17 protein-coding genes, 3 pseudogenes and 1 riboswitch are annotated in these 18585 nt (G+C 72.1%); of the genes and pseudogenes, 9 read left to right on the top strand and 11 right to left on the bottom strand.

Annotation, left to right across the window (positions count from 1 at the left end; translation table 11 throughout):
- Positions 1-2 precede the first annotated feature (2 nt).
- From D5R93_RS01515 to D5R93_RS01490, 6 genes and pseudogenes are all read right to left on the bottom strand, one after another.
- On the bottom strand, positions 3-1091 hold the full coding sequence (locus D5R93_RS01515; RefSeq protein WP_396027235.1) for a DUF58 domain-containing protein: 1089 nt from the start codon (positions 1089-1091) through the stop codon (positions 3-5).
- A 14-nt stretch (positions 1092-1105) separates the two neighbouring features.
- Positions 1106-2155, bottom strand: coding sequence for an AAA family ATPase (locus D5R93_RS01510; protein ID WP_243106874.1), 1050 nt, complete (start codon positions 2153-2155; stop codon positions 1106-1108).
- Positions 2152-2445, bottom strand: a complete 294-nt coding sequence (locus D5R93_RS13025) for a hypothetical protein (RefSeq protein ID WP_162933761.1) — start codon at positions 2443-2445, stop codon at positions 2152-2154. The genes D5R93_RS01510 and D5R93_RS13025 overlap by 4 nt, the downstream gene beginning before the upstream one ends.
- A 236-nt stretch (positions 2446-2681) precedes the next feature.
- Positions 2682-3176 carry a hypothetical protein gene (locus tag D5R93_RS01500; protein ID WP_120203374.1) on the bottom strand — a complete coding sequence of 165 codons (495 nt, stop codon included), beginning with the start codon at positions 3174-3176 and terminating at the stop codon, positions 2682-2684.
- An 8-nt stretch (positions 3177-3184) separates the two neighbouring features.
- A complete protein-coding gene (locus D5R93_RS01495; protein ID WP_120203372.1) occupies positions 3185-3601 on the bottom strand; it encodes a hypothetical protein in 417 nt (138 codons plus the stop codon).
- Between the two features lie 115 nt (positions 3602-3716).
- A pseudogene (locus D5R93_RS01490) lies at positions 3717-4636 on the bottom strand (PP2C family protein-serine/threonine phosphatase).
- 207 nt (positions 4637-4843) lie between these two features.
- Between D5R93_RS01490 and D5R93_RS14895 the strand changes: the two are divergent.
- Positions 4844-4981 (top strand): annotated as a pseudogene (locus D5R93_RS14895) (variant leucine-rich repeat-containing protein); the annotation flags it as partial.
- A 107-nt stretch (positions 4982-5088) separates the two neighbouring features.
- Here D5R93_RS14895 and D5R93_RS13020 read toward each other — a convergent pair.
- Positions 5089-5271: a hypothetical protein gene (locus tag D5R93_RS13020; protein WP_162933727.1), complete on the bottom strand. Its 183-nt coding sequence runs from the start codon at positions 5269-5271 to the stop codon at positions 5089-5091.
- 489 nt (positions 5272-5760) lie between these two features.
- Between D5R93_RS13020 and D5R93_RS01480 the strand changes: the two genes are divergently transcribed.
- From D5R93_RS01480 to D5R93_RS01465, 5 genes and pseudogenes are all read left to right on the top strand, one after another.
- Positions 5761-6390, top strand: coding sequence for a hypothetical protein (locus tag D5R93_RS01480; protein ID WP_162933726.1), 630 nt, complete (start codon positions 5761-5763; stop codon positions 6388-6390).
- An 80-nt stretch (positions 6391-6470) separates the two neighbouring features.
- Complete coding sequence (locus D5R93_RS01475) at positions 6471-7706, top strand: MFS transporter (RefSeq protein ID WP_120203367.1); 1236 nt, start codon at positions 6471-6473, stop codon at positions 7704-7706.
- Positions 7707-7777: 71 nt separating this feature from the next.
- Positions 7778-8227 carry a hypothetical protein gene (locus tag D5R93_RS14670; RefSeq protein WP_341466840.1) on the top strand — a complete coding sequence of 150 codons (450 nt, stop codon included), beginning with the start codon at positions 7778-7780 and terminating at the stop codon, positions 8225-8227.
- Entirely contained in the window at positions 8224-9270 is a 1047-nt protein-coding gene (locus D5R93_RS01470; RefSeq protein ID WP_341466839.1) for a glycosyltransferase 87 family protein, read from the top strand. Before D5R93_RS14670 ends, D5R93_RS01470 begins: the two co-directional genes overlap by 4 nt.
- 66 nt (positions 9271-9336) lie before the next feature.
- Positions 9337-10409: pseudogene (locus D5R93_RS01465) on the top strand (App1 family protein).
- A gap of 93 nt (positions 10410-10502) precedes the next feature.
- On the opposite strand, the gene D5R93_RS01460 reads toward D5R93_RS01465, so the two are convergent.
- Complete coding sequence (locus D5R93_RS01460) at positions 10503-11267, bottom strand: VIT1/CCC1 transporter family protein (protein WP_205570073.1); 765 nt, start codon at positions 11265-11267, stop codon at positions 10503-10505.
- Positions 11268-11501: 234 nt separating this feature from the next.
- On the opposite strand from D5R93_RS01460, the gene D5R93_RS01455 reads away from it, so the two are divergent.
- The 3 genes from D5R93_RS01455 (at position 11502) to D5R93_RS01445 (ending at position 13917) form a co-directional block, all read left to right on the top strand.
- Positions 11502-11795 carry a YtxH domain-containing protein gene (locus tag D5R93_RS01455; protein WP_120203364.1) on the top strand — a complete coding sequence of 98 codons (294 nt, stop codon included), beginning with the start codon at positions 11502-11504 and terminating at the stop codon, positions 11793-11795.
- A gap of 129 nt (positions 11796-11924) precedes the next feature.
- A complete protein-coding gene (locus D5R93_RS01450) occupies positions 11925-12842 on the top strand; it encodes a cation diffusion facilitator family transporter (RefSeq protein WP_119836245.1) in 918 nt (305 codons plus the stop codon).
- Between the two features lie 136 nt (positions 12843-12978).
- Positions 12979-13917 (top strand): copper homeostasis protein CutC, encoded by a 939-nt coding sequence (locus tag D5R93_RS01445; protein WP_120203362.1) that lies wholly within the window; start codon positions 12979-12981, stop codon positions 13915-13917.
- Between the two features lie 86 nt (positions 13918-14003).
- Here the strand turns inward: D5R93_RS01445 and metE are convergent, their stop codons facing one another.
- The 3 genes from metE to D5R93_RS01430 form a co-directional block, all read right to left on the bottom strand.
- On the bottom strand, positions 14004-16385 hold the full coding sequence (metE, locus tag D5R93_RS01440; protein WP_120205705.1) for a 5-methyltetrahydropteroyltriglutamate--homocysteine S-methyltransferase: 2382 nt from the start codon (positions 16383-16385) through the stop codon (positions 14004-14006).
- 384 nt (positions 16386-16769) lie between these two features.
- Positions 16770-16856, bottom strand: a riboswitch (SAM riboswitch).
- 103 nt (positions 16857-16959) lie between these two features.
- A complete protein-coding gene (locus tag D5R93_RS01435) occupies positions 16960-17232 on the bottom strand; it encodes a hypothetical protein (protein ID WP_120203360.1) in 273 nt (90 codons plus the stop codon).
- 225 nt (positions 17233-17457) lie between these two features.
- Positions 17458-18582: a methylenetetrahydrofolate reductase gene (locus tag D5R93_RS01430; RefSeq protein WP_120205702.1), complete on the bottom strand. Its 1125-nt coding sequence runs from the start codon at positions 18580-18582 to the stop codon at positions 17458-17460.
- Positions 18583-18585 lie beyond the last annotated feature (3 nt).

Raw genomic sequence — 18585 nt, 5'->3', positions numbered from 1 at the left:
GGCTACCTCCTCCCCCGGGCCACGGCCGCCCGCTCCCGCATGAGCAGCTCGGCCACCGAGTCGATGAGAGTCTGCCCGGAGTCCACCACGCCCGACTCGATGTGGCGCTGCTCCAGCAGGGAGGCCGCAGCCTGGCGGCGGGCCAGAGCAGCCTGGCCGACCTCCGCGGCCACGCGGGGGTCCGAACGCAGGAAGGCAGGCAGCTCGGCCACCGAGTCGACGTCGTGCGCCCGACCAGCTCCCTCACGCAGCGGGTCGTCATCCTCGACCTGGACCACCACCAGCTCGTGCTGGGCGGGAAGGCGGCGCAGCCAGACCGTGCAGTCCTCGCCGGGGTGAGCGGTGTCAGTGACAAGCACCACCAGGCTGCGGCGCCGGTGCCAGCGGGAGACCCGCTCCAGGACCACTGGCAGGCTGGAGGCCGGGGCGTCGGCAGCCAGACCCGGCGCCCCCGAAGACCGCGGGCGGGAGGAGCCCCGTGCCACGGCCTCCTTCCTCCCGGCATCCCACCCGGTATCTCGCCCGGCGCCTTGCTCGGCGTCCAGGGACCACAGTGCCCGTGACAGGAGGGCCAGCAGCGTCTGCGCGTGCTTGGCGCCCGAGCGTGCCGGGCGCGAGACCATGCGCCTGGAGTCGCCCGCGACCAGGCCCACCGGGTCGCCTCGCATACGGGCCAGGTAGGAGAAGACCTCAGCGACCCCCAGGACCAGGTCGCGCTTGTCGTCCCCGTGGGGGGTCTGGGCGGCCATGGTCCGCCCAGTGTCCACCGCCAGCACCAGCGGCACGGAGGACTCCCGCTGGTAGCGCTTGATAACCGGGTAGCCGACCCGCGCCGAGGACTTCCAGTCGATGTCGGAGACGTCGTCGCCGGGACGGTAGAAGGACATGTCGTCAAAGTCCTGCCCCTGCCCCAGGAACACCGACTTGTGGCGCCCGTCAAGCATCCCCGTGGCCCGCCGCAGGGTCGGCAGGGACAGGGCGGCGCGCAGGCGCTGCGCCCGACCCCCCTGACTGGGCGAACGGGGCTGGGAGAAGGGCTGCGCAGGCCCCGGGTCCTGCCCAGGGGCTGCCTCCTGCGTCTCCTGCTGCACGGTCGTCACGGGGCTCACGGCGTGGGAACGGCTGCGAAGATCGCGTCGATGATCGACTCGGGGGCCACCGCGTCCGCCAGGGCGTCGTAGGTCAGCACCAGGCGGTGGCGCAGCACGGCGTGGCGCAGCAGGCGCACGTCGTCGGGGATGACGTAGCCGCGCCCCTCCTGCAGGGCGATCGCCTGGGCCACCTTCATGAGCGCGATGCCCCCGCGCGGCGAGGCGCCCACCCGCACCTGGGCGTCCAGGCCAGTCACCGGGCGGGGGCCGCCCCCGCGGGAAGTGTTGACCAGGGCGACGATGTACTGCTTGATGACCGGGTCCACGTAGACGTGCTCTGCCGTGGCCTGGAGCCACTCGACGTCATCGGTGGAGATCGGTGCCTCGACAACCGGCCTGTCGAAGGAACCGTCGCTGATCCGGTCGAGGACGTCGACCTCCTCGGTGGGACGCGGGTAGGTCAGGACCTCCTTCACGAGGAAGCGGTCCATCTGGGCCTCGGGCAGGACGTAGGTGCCTTCCTCCTCAATGGGGTTCTGCGTGGCCAGCACCATGAAGGGCTGCGGGAGGGGGTAGACGACGCCGCCGATGGAGGTCTGCCGCTCCTGCATGGCCTCCAGCATCGCCGACTGTGTCTTGGCGCTGGAGCGGTTGATCTCGTCCAGCAGGACGATGTTGGCGTGGACGGGCCCCAGCTGGGTGGTCATCTCGCCGGTGGCGTAGTTGAGGATCTGGGTGCCCACGATGTCGTTGGGCATGAGGTCGGGGGTGCACTGGATGCGGCGGAAGGAGCCCGACACCGCTGAGGCCAGGGTCTGGGCGGCCGTGGTCTTGGCCAGACCGGGCACGGACTCCAGCAGCACGTGGCCGCCCGAGACCAGGGTGGTGACCAGGACGGTGCGCAGCTGGTCCTGCCCGACGACGCGCTGGGAGAAGATCCGGGCGACACGGTCCAGCAGCGTCCCGGCACGCTGGATGTCAGCCTCCGTGACCCCCCTGGAACCCTGGGAGTGGGAGGAGGCGCCTGCGTGCTGGGGCACCCGGGAGCGGGTAGGCGGGGTCACAGCTCCGCCCCCTGAGCGGGAGCAGGCGCGGTCCGGGGAGCAGGCGGGGAGGCGGGAGCAGGCACGGGCGGGGCCACCGTCCCGGGAGCCTGCTGGGCGGTAGGCGTCCGAGCGCCCGGTGGGGCAGCAGGGCCGACGGGGTATCCCACATCCGCCTCGGGCCTAGCCGACGGGGCCTGGCTCGGGGCGGCCGCGCCTGCCGTACCACCGGTACCGGCCGTCGGCTGGCGCTGGGCCGGGTAGCCCTGACGCAGGTCTGCGGGACCTGTCTGGTCAGGCTGCGTGCTCATGGCTCTCCTGTGTGCTCAGCGTCTGGTCGGTTGCCCGGTCGCGTGCTGCCGCAGGCCCCGCACGACCGGCGCCTGCTGGTCCTCGCAGCGCAGGAGCGCCCGCAGGACCAGGCCCCACCAGCACGCGGCAGGCACCAGGCAGGAGCCGCCGCCCGGGCAGGGCGCCCCCAGCGTGCCACACGCAGGCACGTCCCGACACCGCCGGGCACAGTGCGACACCCCACGCGCGCGCTCGGTCACATCTGTGACAGCGCCACGTCCTCGCCCTCAAGGCGGACGCGCAGCCCCTCCGGGGCCACGATCGCCCCCGACAGGCCCAGCCCGCCGGGCAGGAGCTCGGCCGGGACCTCGACCTGGGACCCTTCCAGGGCCAGGGAGGCAGCCAGGTCGCCGACCGCCCCCAGACCAGTGCCCGTCTCCTCCTGGGAACCACCCAGGGAGACCGAGGTGATGTCAAGCGCCAGTCCCCCGTCCTCACCGACGGCGGGAACGAGCCCGATCTCCACCTCCTGCCCTAGTATCGAGGCGCTCGCCGTGGCGGAGCCCGGGTCCTGGGCCGAGGTGCCGACCTGGTCGGCGGTCACAGCGACGTCAGTGCCCGAGAAGAGGTCCGAGGAGACCCCCGGGAAGGAGGCCTCCTCCATCGCGGCACCCACCTGCTCCCAGGGAACTGTGGCCGAGATGTCGACGCTGGCAGCCGTGACCGGGGCGCGCAGCCCGACCTGCCTCATCGAGACGCTCAGGTCGGCCAGGCTGAGGTCCTCGCCCTGGTCCTCGCCCTGGCCCTCACTGCCACGCCCCCGGCCCCAGCGCCCCCTGCGCTCTCCAGGGCCAGGCTGGAAGCCGTGACGTCCAGGCTCCTCAACGACATCTGAGCGGCCTGGAGCAGCACGATCCCCTCCGTGGTGACCTTGGCGTCCTGGCTCAGGCCCGGCAGCGCGTCACGCACCTCAGTCTCCACCCGACCCCGGGCGTAGTGCTCGGCAGCGACCCCGGCACCTCCCAGGACCAGGAGCAGCACGAGGAGGACGACGGGCCACCGGCGTCGCCGACCGGCACGAGGACGGCCCCGGGTAGGGTCGCCGCCCACCGCCCTGGTCGCCTCGCCGTACCGGGGGTCTAGCCCTGCTGCTACCACGTGCCTGCGCTCCCTCACCGTCGGCTGCTGCCATTACTCACGGGCCGCGTCACGCTCCCGGCTCGTCGGGGTCCACGCGCCCGGGCGGGTCGCAGGACCCCGGCGGCATCCTTGCCCTCCCGGGCACCTCCCGTCAAGAACCTGCGGCTGCGGCACCGGTAGCACCGGCAGCGCCAGCAGCGCCGCGGGCACGACCGCCGTCGGCGACATCAACGATATCGACCACCACTGCGGTGGTGTTGTCGTGCCCACCCTCCTCCAGGGAGGCCGCGACCAGCAGGTCCGCCGTGCGTTGCGGGGGAAGCCCGCCGTGAGGACCACGGCCAGGGAGTCGTCGTCCAGCTCGTCGCTCAGCCCGTCGGAGCAGACCAGGACACGGTCCCCGGCCTCCACGGGGACGGTGCACAGGTCGGGGACGGCAGAGTCGGCAATGCCTCCGCCCAGGGCCCGCGTGACGATGTTGCGCCGGGGGTCCACGCGGGCGTCCTCTGGGGTGAGGTAGCCGCTGTCAATAAGGTCCTGGACCTGTGAGTGGTCCCGGGTCAGCTGGCTGAGCACGCCGTCGCGCAACAGGTAGGTGCGGGCGTCCCCGATGTTGAAGACGAGCCAGGTCAGACGCGTGCCCGCTCCCGCAGGACTCCCCGCTGCCACGGGCTCCGGCAGGTGAGTCCGGCCGTCGGGGGCGCTCTGCCCGGCAGGAGGCTCCTCCAGGTCGGCCAGCACCGCCCCCGCCACCGTGGCCCCGGGGAGGAAGGCCGCGTGTGAGGGGATGTCCACGATCGCCTCCTGGGCAGCAGCCACAGCCCGCAGCACCTCCTCGACACGGGTGACTCTCCTGCCAGCCAGGCTGTACAGCACCCCCAGTGCCGCCTGGGTCGCGGCCCTTCCGGCGGCGTGACCTCCCATGCCGTCCACGACCACGAAGGCGGGGCTGACCGCCAGGTAGCCGTCCTCGTTGACGACACGCAGGCGCCCGACGTCGGTCGCCGCACCAGCCACGACTCCGGCGGCCCAGGCCGGGACGGCACGGTTGGGATCGCTGGGATCAGCCATCAGCTCCCTTTCTCGGAGGTGAGATCACAAAGGGTGAGGTCTTGCGCCGGGGCGCTCCTTGGGTCACCGTATAACGGTCCGGGTGCGACAATACCGGGGAGCCGCCCCAGCGCAGCGCTCCCTCACCGCCCCAGGACGTCGTTTCCCGGCGCACGCCGCACCAGGAGCCCGGTACGCCCTGTACCCCGAACCAGCGAAGGACCCAGGATGCCTCAGGCCAAGGACGAGCTGACCGCTCGCGCGCAAGACCCCAACGCACCTCTGGAGACCCTGCACCAGCTGGCGCAGAACTACCCCGACCTGCGTCCCTACATCGCAGCCAATCCGCGGACCTACCCCGCGCTGCTGGAGTGGCTGGGCACACTGGACGACCCCGCTGTCGACGCCGCTCTCGCCGCCCGTGCCAGCGGGATGGCAGGCGGGACCGTGACCGCCTCCACGCAGGTCCTGCCTCAGCCTCCCCAGGCCTCCCCCGCAGCGACCTCCCCCGTCGCGACGCCGAGCACCGCAGGCCACACCATCGCCCGTACCGTAGGCAGCGCAGGCGCAAGCAGCCCGGGGGAGGCAGGAGGGCAGGGCAGCCCCTCAGCCGCTCCCTCAGTAGTCGCCCCGGGCACCGGGAGCGCTCCCAGCACCCAGGCCTCAGGTCCTGCAGCCTCCCCCGACCCGCACCTCCAGGCTACGCAGGCTATCCCCTCCCAGCCGACCTCCGACCCTGAGGCCACCCGGCCACAGCCGGTGCCACGTTCGCCCTACCAGACCTCCCAGGCCTCCCAGACCTCAGCCTTCTCCGCCGCCTCACCGCAGCAGCCTCCGCCCTACACGGCCGCCCAGCAGCCGATACCCGCGTACTCGCCCACCTCCCCGCACCCGCCGTCCCTACGGCACACGCCCCCGCCCGGCCGGAAGCCGAGGCGCCCACGCAGGCGGTCGCCGCCGCCTCCGCCCGCCCCGCAGCCCTGGGGACCGGCGCCCCGGCTGCTGTCGGACAGCCTGGGCAGCCCTACCAGCCCGCTCCGCCTCGTCGGCCCAGGCAGACCACGGCCGCAGCCGGCTACGCCGCGACCTCCGCCCGCCCGGGGGGTACACCGGGCGCCGAGGCGGCGGAGGCGACGGTCTTCGGCGTGGGGACGGCAGAGGCCGAGGAGACCGCCTCCGACAGTCCCTCTGGACGTTTCCTGTGGATTCTCGCCGCCATCGTCGCGGCCCTGCTGGTCTTCGTCATGACCTGGATCCTGACCGGCGGGGAGAACGACTCCTCCACCGGCGCCCAGGGCTCGCAGCCCACCGCCCCGGCGCAGCAGGCCACACAGGCCGCGCCCTCGGCGTCCCTCAGCGCGACCGCCTCGGCCTCCTCCACCCCCAGCGCCACACCGTCCCCGGACCTGAGCGCCCCCGCTCCTGACGACGCCCTGGAGATGAGCGTCTTCACCACGCCCAGCGGGAACATCAGCTGCTTGCTGGGGGAGGACTCCGTGTCCTGCACGATCAACGACCACGACTTCGTGGGCAACGACTCCTCCTGCAGCGGCTCCAGCGAGCCGTTCACCGCCTCCGTCGGCGTCGAGGGCGAGGCCAGCGGGTCCTGCGGGGAGGACTTCGCCAGCACGGGCGCCAGCCTCCAGTACGGCGCCTCGGCGAAGAACGACACCTTTGCCTGCACCTCCTCCGAGGAGGGCATCGAGTGCTGGAGCCAGGTCACGGGCCAGGGCTTCACCCTGTCGCGGGCCTCCTCCGAGACCACCCAGCGCTGACACCACACATTTGGGCCGGGTCCCCTGGCAGTGACCTCACTCGAGCTCAGCGGTGACCTCATGACTACCTCCTGCCCCAGATGACCACCTCCTACTCCAGGATCCTTGCCTACCCGGGTGCCGCAGCCTTCTCCGCTGCGGGCCTGGTAGCCCGCTTCCCCGTGTCCATGACGGGAATCTCCACCATCCTGGCCGTCCAGGACGCCTACGGCTCCTACACCGCCGCCGGCCTCGTCAGTGCGGCAAACATCGTGGCCGTGGCCCTGGGCTCGCCGCTGCTGGCACGGCTGGTGGACGCCTACGGGCAGTCACGGGTCATGCTGCCCGCCGTCCTGGGCTCAGCAGCCGGACTGGCCGGGCTGGCTGCAGCTACCGGGGCACGGGCGCCCCTGGCTGTCCTGGTCGCCCTGGCCGTCCTGGCCGGCGCCCTCGCCGGGTCCATGGGATCCCTGGTGCGGGCCCGGTGGACGGGCATCCTGCGCACCCCCCAGGAGACCCACACCGCCTTCTCCCTGGAGGCCGCCCTGGACGAGGTCACCTTTATCATCGGGCCGGTCCTGGCCACTGCCCTGTGCACCGCCCCCGTCCTGCCGGTGACCTCGGGATGGCTGGCGGCCCTGCTCCTGCAGGTCGGCGGCGGCTCGTGGTTCCTGTCCCAGCGTGCCACCGAGCCCGCTGCCCACGGCAGGCCGGGGCGCGCAGCGACCCCAGGAGGCGCCGCGCACCACAGCGTGCTGCGTCACGGGGCCGTCATCGTGGTCATCGCCGTCTTTCTCCTGTCCGGCGCGATGTTCGGCGCCAACGACGTGGCCGCCGTCGCCTTCGCCACCGAGCAGGGGCACGCCTCCGCCTCAGGGGTCATCCTGGCCGCCTGGGGGGTGGGCTCCCTGACCGCCGCCCTCGCCTACGGCTCCCGCTCCTGGGGCTGGCCGCTGCGGACCCGGCTCCTCCTGGGAGTGGTCGCGCTGGCCGTGGGCTCCTCCACCTTCGCCCTGGCACCCAACCTCGTCGTCCTGAGCGTGCTCATGGTCCTCACGGGGACGGCCATCGCCCCTACGGTCGTCAACGGCAACAACATCATCCAGGTGACTGTAGCTGCCTCCCAGCTGACCGAGGGCCTGGCCTGGGTCAGTACCGCGCTCAACATCGGCGTCTCCCTAGGTGCCCTGCTTGCTGGCAGCGTCATCGACGCGGCCGGGTCACGCGGCGGCTACCTGGTCATGGCAGCCTGCGCCTGGGCCGCCGTGGCAGCCGCGGTGGCGGGCACCAGGGTGCTACGAGGAGCACGTACCCGCAGCACCCTGGAGGGGCAGTGACAGGAGGGCCGGCAGCGGCGTCGTCCTGCCCACTGCGCAGACCGGGCAAGGCGATGCCCTAGACTCCTCGGGTGCGCAGGAGGAGGCAGGCGACGGCACCCGCAGCAGAGGCAGCGACCGTGCGGGTGGCCCGGCGCCTCCGGCACCGGGCCCTCGGCTCGCCCCTGACCGAGGAGGTAGGGCGACTGGCCCTCCTGGTCGCCGCCTACGTCTCCCTGACCGACGCGGGCTCATGGGTCTTCAAGCTGGACTCCTACGTCTACTACGCCGCCGTCGAGCAGTGGCAGGACGGCGGCGACCTCTACCGCTGGTACGCCAACCCCGGTCAACAGCTGTGGCCCTTCACCTACACCCCCCTGGCCGCGTGGCTCCTCGTCCCGCTGACCGGTCTCACCTACGAGTGGGCCACCGCCCTGCTCGTAGCCGCAACACCTGCGTGTGCCGCGGTGACCGCCTGGGCCGTCCTGCACACCCTGCGAGACCGTCCACCGCCGGGAGGACCTCCCCCTCCCCGCCTGTGACCCCCTCCTCCCGGGCACCGGGCACCGACCCACCAGGTGATGCCTGGCTCCCGCACGCCCTGTCCGCCCGGGAGGCGCGCAGCCTGGCCCCGTGGCTGGGACTGCTGGCCGTCATGGTCCTGGAGCCCTTCCCCAAGACCATGGAGTACGGGCAGGTCAACGCCGTGCTCATGGCACTGGTCGCCGTGGACGTGCTGGTCCTGCCCGAGGAGTCGCGCTGGCGCGGAGTGCTCAGCGGGCTGGCCGCAGCAGTCAAGCTGACCCCGGCGGTGGCCGTCCTGGTCTTCCTGGCGGGCAGGCAGTGGCGCAGCGCCGCGACCATGGTGGCCTCCGCAGCCGGGGCGACCCTGCTGGCGGCCCTGGCCAGCCCCGAGGAGACCTGGGACTTCTTCACCTGGGCCATGTGGGATACCGGCCGGGCCGGGTTCCGCGACTTCTCCGGCAACCAGAACATCCAGGGGGCTATCGCCCGGTCGCTGCCCGAGTCGCTGTGGACCCCCGCCTGGGCGCTGGGCACGACCCTGGCCGTCCTGGGCGCCTGGCTGCTGTGCCGCCGCCTGGACGCCCTGGCACCGGCGGGTAGTCCAGCAGCGTCAGCGGGCGCGCCAGCAGCGCCGACGGCTACCACGCTGCTACTGGCGCCGACCCGGGGCCTGGTCGTGACCCTCCAGCTGAGCGTGACCATGGTGCTGGGGCTGCTCGTCTCCCCGATCTCCTGGTCGCACCACTGGGTGTGGGCGCTGCCGGCACTCGTGTCGCTGGTAGCAGCCGCCTGGCGGTGGCGCTCCGCGGGCCTGCTGGCCGCATCCGTCGCAGGAGCCGTCGTGTTCTTCCTGGCGGCGCACTGGTGGTTCCCCGAGCAGAACCACGTGGAGCAGGACTGGCCCGCCTGGGCCAAGCTGGTGGGCTCGAGCTACACCTGGTGGGCGCTGGGAAGTGGTGCCGTCCTGTGGCTCGTCTCTGGTCAGGTACTGAGCCGTCGGCACCGTGGCACTGACGCGGAGTTCTTCCCCCAGGAGTCAGGAGAATCAGTCTGCCCCTAGGATGCCCCTTGTGCCTGTGCCTTTCTCCGCCGTCCCCGCGCTGTCGAGGACCAGTTCCACCGCGACCTGATCCCCGTGCTCAGGCACAGGGATGGCACCCCCGCGTCATCCCCTACGACGGCTACGGCACCACCTCCGGCTCCGCAGGAACCTCCATGGTGCGGGTCCTGGCCCGCATGGTCATGCGTCCCAAGGACGCGCCCAGCGAGGGGCCGCTGCTCAGCTCCCTGCCCGAGACCCTGCCGACCACTGCGGCCCAGGCCCGTGACATGGCCGTCACCAGCCTCATGGAGGCCCAGCGCGGGTGGCGCCTGTTCATCGACGCCCCCGTCCCCTACCTGCCGGTCACGGTACGTGCCGGGGGAACCAGCGTGCGCACCCGGGCGGACCGCGGCGGCTACGTCGACGTCGTCGTGCGCGGCCACGACCTGGAGCCGGGCTGGCACACGGTCGAGATCGACGCGGCGGGAGCCGGGACTGTGCGCGCCAGGGTGCTCGTCGTCCCGCCCGGCCCCCGGCTGGGGATCGTCTCCGACATCGATGACACGGCCATGGTCAGCCACGTGCCCCGCGTCCTGGTGGCCGCATGGAACCAGCTGGTGAAATACACCTCCTCCCGCGAGCCCGTCCCCGGGATGGCCGAGCTCTACACCCGGATCCAGGCCAGCCACCCAGGAACGCCGGTGATGTACCTGTCCACCGGTGCGTGGAACGTGCTGCCTACGCTGCGATCCTTCTTCCAGCGCCACGGGTTCCCTGACGGACCCAAGCTCATGACGGACTGGGGACCCACCAACACCGGCTGGTTCCGCTCAGGTATCGAGCACAAGCGCACCGAGCTGCGTCGCCTCATGATCGACCTGCCGGAGGTGTCCTGGCTGCTGGTGGGCGACGACGGCCAGCACGACCCGCTCATCTACGGCGAGGCGGCCCGGCACCACTCCGAGCGCGTCCGGGCCGTGGCCATCAGGAAGCTGACCCCGGCGCAGCAGGTGCTCGCTGGCGGCCTGGCCGTCCCCCAGATGGGGATCAGCCCCGAGTCGCGCACCCTCGCGGAGGCCGACGTCCCCGTTGTCGTGGGGGCCGACGGCTACGACCTGGCCAGGCGGCTGCCTCCCGAGCTGGTGGACGGGCGCTGAGACGCACGCTCCCGGGGGGAGAGGCCCCCGGAAACGCCTGCAGGAGACGCCCGGCACAGGCAGTCGACCCACGGCTGTGGGCGCCGGGAAGGCTCACACCGCTGTGCCGACGAGGCTGCCGATCCCCCAGGTCACCCCCATGGCCAGCGCCCCGCCAGCCACGACCCGCACCACAGCGCGTCCCGCCGGGGCGTGCCCCAGCAGGGCCGAGACCCAGCCGGTCAACGCCAGGCCCGCCAGCACTGCCGCCATGGTGAGGGGCACGTCGAGCGGGGACGGGACCACCAGGATCGTCAGCACCGGGAGGGCCGCCCCCAGGACGAAGGCCACCGCCGACGCCGCCGCTGCCGCCCAGGGGCTGGTGTAGTCGTCCTCCCGCAGGCCCGGGCCCGCCTCCAGGTGGGCGGCGACGGCGTCGTGGGCGGTCAGCTCGCGGGCCACCTGGAGGGCCGTGGCCGCGCTCAGCCCCCTGTCCTGGTACCGGGAGGCCAGGTCAGCCAGACCCGCGTCGGGGTCGTGGGCCAGCCCTGCCCGGATCCGGCCGACCTCAGCCCGCTCGGTGTCAGCCTGGGTCGATACCGACACGTACTCCCCGGCCGCCATGGAGACCGCGCCAGCCAGGACGCCGGCGACCGCCGCCGTGAGGATCACCCGGGTCGCGCCCGGGTTGGCGGCAGCGACCCCGACAACGAGCCCGGCCACCGACACGATGCCGTCGTTGGCCCCCAGCACCCCGGCACGCAGCCAGTTGAGGCGCGAGGCGAGCTGCGAGGCCTGCGACACCTGGTTCGACGCGGCCGCGCCCTCCAGGTCGTGCTCACCGCGCCTACCGGGTGCCAGCATCTCAAAAGCGCTCATAGCACTATGGTAGAAATGATAAATTCCCTTGTATAGCAAAGGTTAACTTACCTTACAAAGGCTCGGCTGCCCTCGCCTGGCACTGCCTGCCACCCGGTGGGAGCAGGTGCGACGCGGTAGGCTGGGGCAGGGCGCACAGGAGGCGCCCACCCACCCGAGCAGCTGGCCCGCCCCCCGGCGGACACAGGCGGCCAGTCGGCACCTGTCCAGCCACAACGAGCCCAGGAGGCACGCATGGCCACAAAGATCCCCTTCGCCATCGGAATGGGCGTCGGCTACGTCCTGGGGGCACGGGCGGGACGTGCCCAGTACGAGCGCATCAAGGCCGCGGCGGCCCGGGTGGCCGAGCAGCCCTTCGTCCGTCAGAAGATCGACACCGCCTCCGCCCGGGTCAGCCAGGCGGTCCGTGCTCAGGGGGAAGCCGTGACGGACAAGGTAGCCGATGCCGTCAAGGACAGGCTCTTCGGCCCCTCCTCAGCAGGCTCAGCAGGCTCAGCAGGCTCCTCCTCCACGCCGTCAGCCACCTAGTCTAGTCGGCGCACGCCTGGCTGGCGCAGGTCAGCGTCAGCGTAGTCGCCGCTGGGGATCCTCCAGGCTGCTTACGGCTTCCCGAAACCCTGGTTGCGGTCGGCGTGGGTGAGCCGGGAGGATCGCGGCGTGCGCCCACCTCGCTACGCTCCGCCGAAGGACCTCAGCCCCTACGCCTGGCTGTCGGTCGGCGCCGCGGTCACGACCATCACCCTCAAAGGTATGGCCGCCTGGCTAACCGGGTCCGTGGGTCTGCTCTCCGACGCGGCGGAGTCCGTGGTCAACCTTGTCGCCGCCGTCACGACGCTTGTCGTCCTGCGGATCGCAGTCCGCCCGGCCGACGACGACCACCAGTTCGGCCACTCCAAGGCCGAGTACTTCTCAGCTGCTGTCGAGGGCGTCATGATCTTCGCCGCCTCCGCCCTCATCGTCGTCTCCGCAGTGGAGCGGCTGGTCTCCCCCCGCATGCCCGAGCAGCTGGGAACGGGGCTGGTTGTCTGCGTCGCGGCCTCCCTCGTCAACGGGGCCGTGGCCTGGGTCCTGTACCGCAAGGGCCGTCAGGAGCGCTCTGCGGCCCTGGTTGCCGACGCCAGGCACCTAGCCACCGACGTCACTACCTCGGCGGCCGTCCTGCTCGGGGTGGGCCTGGTCGCCGTCTTCCGCGCCCCGGTCCTCGACGCCGTCGTGGCCCTGCTGGCGGGCCTCAACATCATGCGCACCGGGCTCGCCCTGGTCAGGGAGTCGGTGGCCGGGCTCATGGACGCGGCCCCGTCCGCGCAGACGCTGGCGAGGGTGGATAACGTGCTGGAGCGCTACCGTCAGCCGGGCACCATCGACTTCCACGCGGTGCGAGTGCGCGAGGCGGGCTCGCGGCGCTTCATGGACCTGCACGTGCTGGTCCCCGCAGCCTGGAACGTCAAGCAGGGCCACGACCTCACCGAGCGGCTCATCGATGATCTCGTCGCGGCCGACCCCATCCTGCGGGTCTCCGCCCACCTGGAGCCTATCGAGGACCCCAAGTCCTACGAGGACGTCGCTGACGTCTAGGGACCGGATCGTCCCAGCGCCAACGGGTCCACGCGTACCAGCCAGCCTATGGCCGCGCTCCGCTGCCGCGGTCCGCAGCCAACACCACCCGACACCCCAGTTTCCTTATTCTTCGTTACATGTCAGACTCAACCCTATGAATGCAACGCGGCTCTCCAGGTCGGCGCCGTCACTGCGCCAGCACCCGGCACGACGACCGTCATCTCCTCCCTTCTGGCGCCGACCGGGCCACCTGGTCCTGGAGACCTGCGTGGAGGACGTGGAGGGGGTTCGCATCTCCGCAAGAGTCGGGGCCGACCGGGCAGAGCTCGGGGAGAACCTCACCGCCTCCGGTACCACACCGTCAATCGGCACCGTGGAGGCCGCCATCTTCGCCGCGGCGGAGCAGGTCGAGGAGCGCCGCACACGCCTGGGAGCGCACTGGGCACAGACGGCGCAGTCAGCGCCCTTCGGACTGCGCGTCCTCATCAGGCCGCGCGGAGGCCCCTACGTCTACAACTCCGACGAGGGACGGGCCATGATCGCTGACGTGCGACGCATCGCCGCCCTGGCGCGGGAGATGGGGGAGTTCACCCGGCCCCAGGTGGTGGCGGGTGCGGGCACGCACCTGCCACCTGCCGTCGAGCTGGGCTTCGTCGTCGGGGCGCTCACTGACGACGGCGCTGTGGACCGTGGGCTGGTGCGGCTGCTGGTGTCCATGGCGGACGGCGCCCCCGTCACCTTCCACCGGGCCTTCGACCAGTGCCGGGACACGGTGGAGGCCTACGGCGACCTGGGCGGCCTGGGCGTGGACTACGTCCTCACTTCTGGCGCCTCCGACTCCCCGGAGGAGGCCTCTGCCATGATCGCCGGGCTGGCAACCAGCGACGGCCCCACTGTCATCGCAGCCTCCGGCGGGCTGGGTATCGGCCCGGAGGGCCTTGGCTCCCTGGTGGCAGCGACCGGGGTACGGGAGGTGCACATGCGCTGCCCCCAACCGGGTATCGGCCCGGGGGAGCCGCAGCGTACCGACCAGGAGATGGTGCGCCGCGCCGTGGAGGCAGCCCGGGCCGTCACCCTGCCGCCGCGCGCGTGAGCCGGAGCCTGGCAGGTGTGGCTGACCCGCCCTGGGACAGGTCAGCCACACGCCCCTATAAGACCGCCCAAACGGCCCCTCCTACCTCAGAAGTCCTTCGCCTGCTCCGCGGCTCGAACCTGCGCGGCCGCCTGGACCAGGTTGCGCAGGGAGGCCTGCACCTCCTCATAGCCGCGGGTCTTGAGACCACAGTCCGGGTTAGCCCATAGCCGCTGCGCCCCCAGGGCCGCCACCGCGCGCTCCAGCAGCTCCACGCACTCCTGGGTGCTGGGCACGCGCGGGGAGTGGATGTCCCACACGCCCGGTCCCAGCTGGCGTTCAAAGCCGTGCTCGGCCACCGCGGGCAGGATGTCCATGCGCGAGCGCGAGGCCTCGATGGAGGTGACGTCGGCGTCCAGGTGGTCCACGGCGTCGATGACGACGTCGAACTCCGAGTAGCACAGGTGGGTGTGGACCTGGGTGGCCGGGGCGGCCCCGCCGGTGGCCAGGCGGAAGGACCCCACCGACCAGGCCAGGTACTCCTCCCGATCGGCGCGACGCAGGGGCAGGGTCTCGCGGATGGCCGGCTCGTCGACCTGGACGACCCCGATCCCGGCCGCCTCCAGGTCGGCCACCTCGGCACGCAGGGCCAGGCCGAGCTGGTCGGCCACCTGAGCGCGCGGCACGTCGTCGCGCACGAAGGACCAGGCCATGATGGTGACCGGGCCGGTAAGCATGCCCTTGAGAGGCCTGTCAGTCAGCGACTGCGCGTAGGAGGACCAGGCCACCGTCATCGGCGCGGGGCGTACCACGTCGCCCCACAGGACGGAGGGACGGGTGCAGCGTGACCCGTAGGACTGGACCCACCCGTGCTCGGTGGTGGCAAAACCGTCCAGGAGCTCGGCGAAGTACTGGACCATGTCGTTGCGCTCGGCCTCACCGTGGACCAGGACGTCCAGGCCGATCTCCTCCTGGAGACGCACCACTGAGGCGATCTCGGCGCGCATCGCCTCCTCGTAGGCGGCCTGGTCGAGCTCGCCGCGCCGGTAGGCGGCACGCGCCCGGCGGATCTGGGAGGTCTGGGGGAAGGAGCCGATGGTGGTCGTGGGCAGGACGGGCAGCCCCAGACGCGCCTGCTGGGCTACCTGACGCTCGGCGTAGGGGGCGCGGGTGCGGTCCGCCTCGGTGACCGCAGCTACCGCCTGACGGACCTCCGGCCGGCTGACCCCCGGGTGGGCGGCACGCTCAGCCCGCAGACGGGCGTCCTCGGCCAGCTCGGCGGCCACCGCCTCACGCCCCTGTGCCAGCCCCCGGGCAAGCACCTGCACCTCACCCACCTTCTGGTCGGCGAAGGCCAGCCAGGAGCGCACCTGCGGGTCAAGGGCGGTCTCCCGCTCGACGTCGTGGGGCACGTGCAGCAGCGAGGTGGAGGTGGTCACGGTCACCGGCGTGCCCGGGGGCAGGGCATCACGCAGCCGCTCCAGGGCAGTCAGGGCGGCGTCCAGGTCGGTGCGCCAGATGTTGCGCCCGGAGACCACCCCGGCCGCCACCGACTTGCCCGCCAGGGCGGCCAGGTCCTGGTCGTGGGGCAGGCCGCCCGCCACCAGGTCCAGGCCGACGGCATCCACGGGCGTAGCCCCCAGGACGGGCAGGGCGTCGCCCAAAGACCCGTAGGAGCCGGCCACGAGCAGGCGGGGCCGCTCCACAACCGCCCCCAGCCAGGTGTAGGCGTCACGCACCGCCTCCAGGACCCGAGCGCGCCCCACGGCCCAGGAGTCGCTGGCCAGGGCCGGCTCATCGAGCTGGACCCACTGGGCACCAGCCTCATGCAGGTCCATGAGGAGGTGGCCGTAGGCGTCAATGACGTCGCCCAGGCGGTCCAGGGGGGTAAAACCGGGGGCGGCGTCGTCGCTAGGCTTGGCCAGCAGCAGGTAGGTGACTGGGCCCACCACCACCGGGCGCGGGAGGGTGCCCGCGGCCACGGCATCACGCACCTGGTCAGCGGGGCTGGCCGTGCCAGCGGCAGCCGAGCCGACGTAGCTGATGGGGGTGTCCTGGTCGATCTCGGGGACCAGGTAGTGGTAGTTGGAGTCCAGCCACTTGGTCATCTCCAGGGCCGGGCGGTCCCCCTCCCCCCGGGCCAGCGTGAAGTAGCCGTCCAGGTCCAGGCCGCCGTGCTCGTCGCACAGGTCGCGGAAGCGGGCTGGGACCGCGCCCAGGGCGGCGGTGACGTCGAGGACCTGGTCGTAGAGGGTGGAGTCAGCCGGGACGGCGGAGGCGGCGTCCAGGCCCAGGGCGACCAGGCGGGCGCGGGTGGCCTGGCGCAGGCTGGCGGTGGCCTCGCGCAGGTCCGCAGCGGTGGCAGCCCCTTTCCAGTAGGACTCGACGGCACGCTTGAGCTCGCGGTCGGGGCCGATGCGCGGGTAGCCCAGGATGGTGGCCGCGGGGAGCGGGGCAGGTGCGGTGAGCTGGGTGTCAGAGGCGCTCATGGGGGTCTCCTTGCAGGGCAGGGTACGAACGAGGATGCGGTGGGCGACGCCCGGTAGCGGGCAGGCGACGAGGACAGCGGCCCGGTCAGGTGGCGCAGGAAGCATGTCGGTAGGCATGCCGCCCTGGAACCGCCGGGAGTGGTCTCCACGGAACCGGTGCACGGCGCAGGCCAGCACAGCGCTCAGGCTGGGGCAACGGCACCGCCTCGGGCACTGTCTGTCACCGTTGGACACTGCTGGGGGCTGCTCTCCTGCTTCCGGGTATCCGGGACGTGGCGGCGTCAGGTCCTCGCCGCCCCGGGCATTCGACCACCGGGGGCAGGGGTGGTCCGCAGCGCGAACACACCCGTGACATCGGTGCTGGGTAGCCTGAGCAGCATCGCCTCTCCATCGGTCGTGGCGGAAGCACCCTGCCGGGGCGGGTTGCTGCGGCGTCACCGAGCCACGTCTCTCAGCCGCTCTGGATAGAAGGCCCGGACCGGGCCTAGGTGGACCGGGCCAACCCTACCCCAGCCGCGCCGATCACCACACACCGTCCGGACGGTGGACAGCGATGGACGGCCGATGGGGCGGCTCAGCGCGGGCGCGCGGTACGGACTCGGTAGAGGACATAGGCAGCCGCGACAAGGACTGACAGCCCGGCAGCACCCCGGACGTGGGGGACAAAGCTCAGCGCCGGCAAGCCGTTCACCTCGGTAGGCCACACCGTGTACACCCACGGGATCGACACCGACGCATCAGCGGCAAGAGCGACGAGGGCAGCCCCGGCACACAGCAGGAACACGCTACAGGCGCCGAGGACAAGGCTAGCCACGACCAACGAGGTCACCCGGAGGACAGAGAACATGAGAATCTCCTTGTCATCTTAATGACGTGACACGAGCGCCAACCGCCCTGCCACGGTAACACCGCAATATCATTACCTCCGGCAGCCCCGCCGGACCACTCCGGTGCCGCCTCCGTGACGCGAAGACAGCCTGCGCTCATACGCTCATATATGTCTCGCCCCCACGGTCCTCCCTACACTACGACCTGGCTCTACCCGCCCACCAGCCCCCTCCCTACCAGACCCCTACCAGACAGAGGGACGCCGGTCCCCGCCGGGAGTGGCGTTGAGGTAGGCCAGGTCCACCTCGTGCTGGGTCTCCCGGTCGGGCTCCTGCCCCCGGAAGATCCCTCCCAGACGCAGGTGGGAGACCACGTCCAGCGCGGGCCGGGTCCGGTTGAATGTGTAGAGGTGCACCCCGGGGGCACCTCCGTCGAGCACCTGGGTGGCCAGGCGCAGGGTGGCGTCGATCCCCGCCGCCACAGCCTGGGCGCCCTCGGCCCGCCGTAGGGTGGCACTCAGGTCGGCCGGGACCTGCACACCGGTCAGCGACTCCAGGCGGGTCAGGCGGCGCAGGTCTGTCAGAGGGATGATGCCGGGAAGGACAGGCATGACCACCCCGCTGTAGGAAGCGGCACGCGACAGCGACAGGTAGTCCTGCGCGTCGTAGAAGACCTGGGTCATGGCCAGGTCGGCACCCGCCTCCTGCTTGGCGGCCAGGACCTCCACCTCAGCCTCCAGGTCCTCGCAGGCAGGGTAGGCAGCCACGGCCACCTGCAGGTGCCGGGCGCCGTCACCGAAGTACTCGTCCTCGACCTCGCGGATCACGCGCACCAGGTCGCTGGCGTAGCGCAGCTCACCGGGGACGTCGCTCGCCCTGGTCCCGCGCGGCGGGTCGCCCCGCAGCGCCAGGAAGCGGCGCACCCCCAGGCCCAGGAAGAGGCGCACAATCTCCACCACGTCGCGCCTGCGGTAGCCGATACAGGTCAGGTGGGCCATGAGCGGCACCCGGCTGGTGGCCAGCACGTGGGTGATGACGTCCTCAGCCGGGTTGTGCTCCCGCACCGCACGCACCCCGGGGCCGCCGTCAGGGTCGGGCGCGAAGGTCGGCCGGTAGGTGACTGAGACGAAGTCGGGGAGCACCCCCAGCAGCCGGTCCAGCGCTCCCCACGTCTGCGAGGCATGGACACCGGGGCGGGGAGGGAAGAGCTCCAGGGACAGCGAGGGCAGCCCCGCCGGGGCCAGCGCGGCACCAGCGGCACCCGGGGACGCAGCCCGCTGGGGCGCGACAGGCCCCGCTGCAGGCAGGGGCGGCCCGGTCACGGGAACCAGGTCTGCGTCGTACTGGTCCACTCGGTCCACTCGGTCCATGGT

The organism is Actinomyces lilanjuaniae, assembly GCF_003606385.1.
GTDB lineage: Bacteria > Actinomycetota > Actinomycetes > Actinomycetales > Actinomycetaceae > Actinomyces > Actinomyces lilanjuaniae.
The sequence above is the reverse complement of the archived record's forward strand: the minus strand, read 5'-3'. Positions and strand labels throughout refer to the sequence as shown.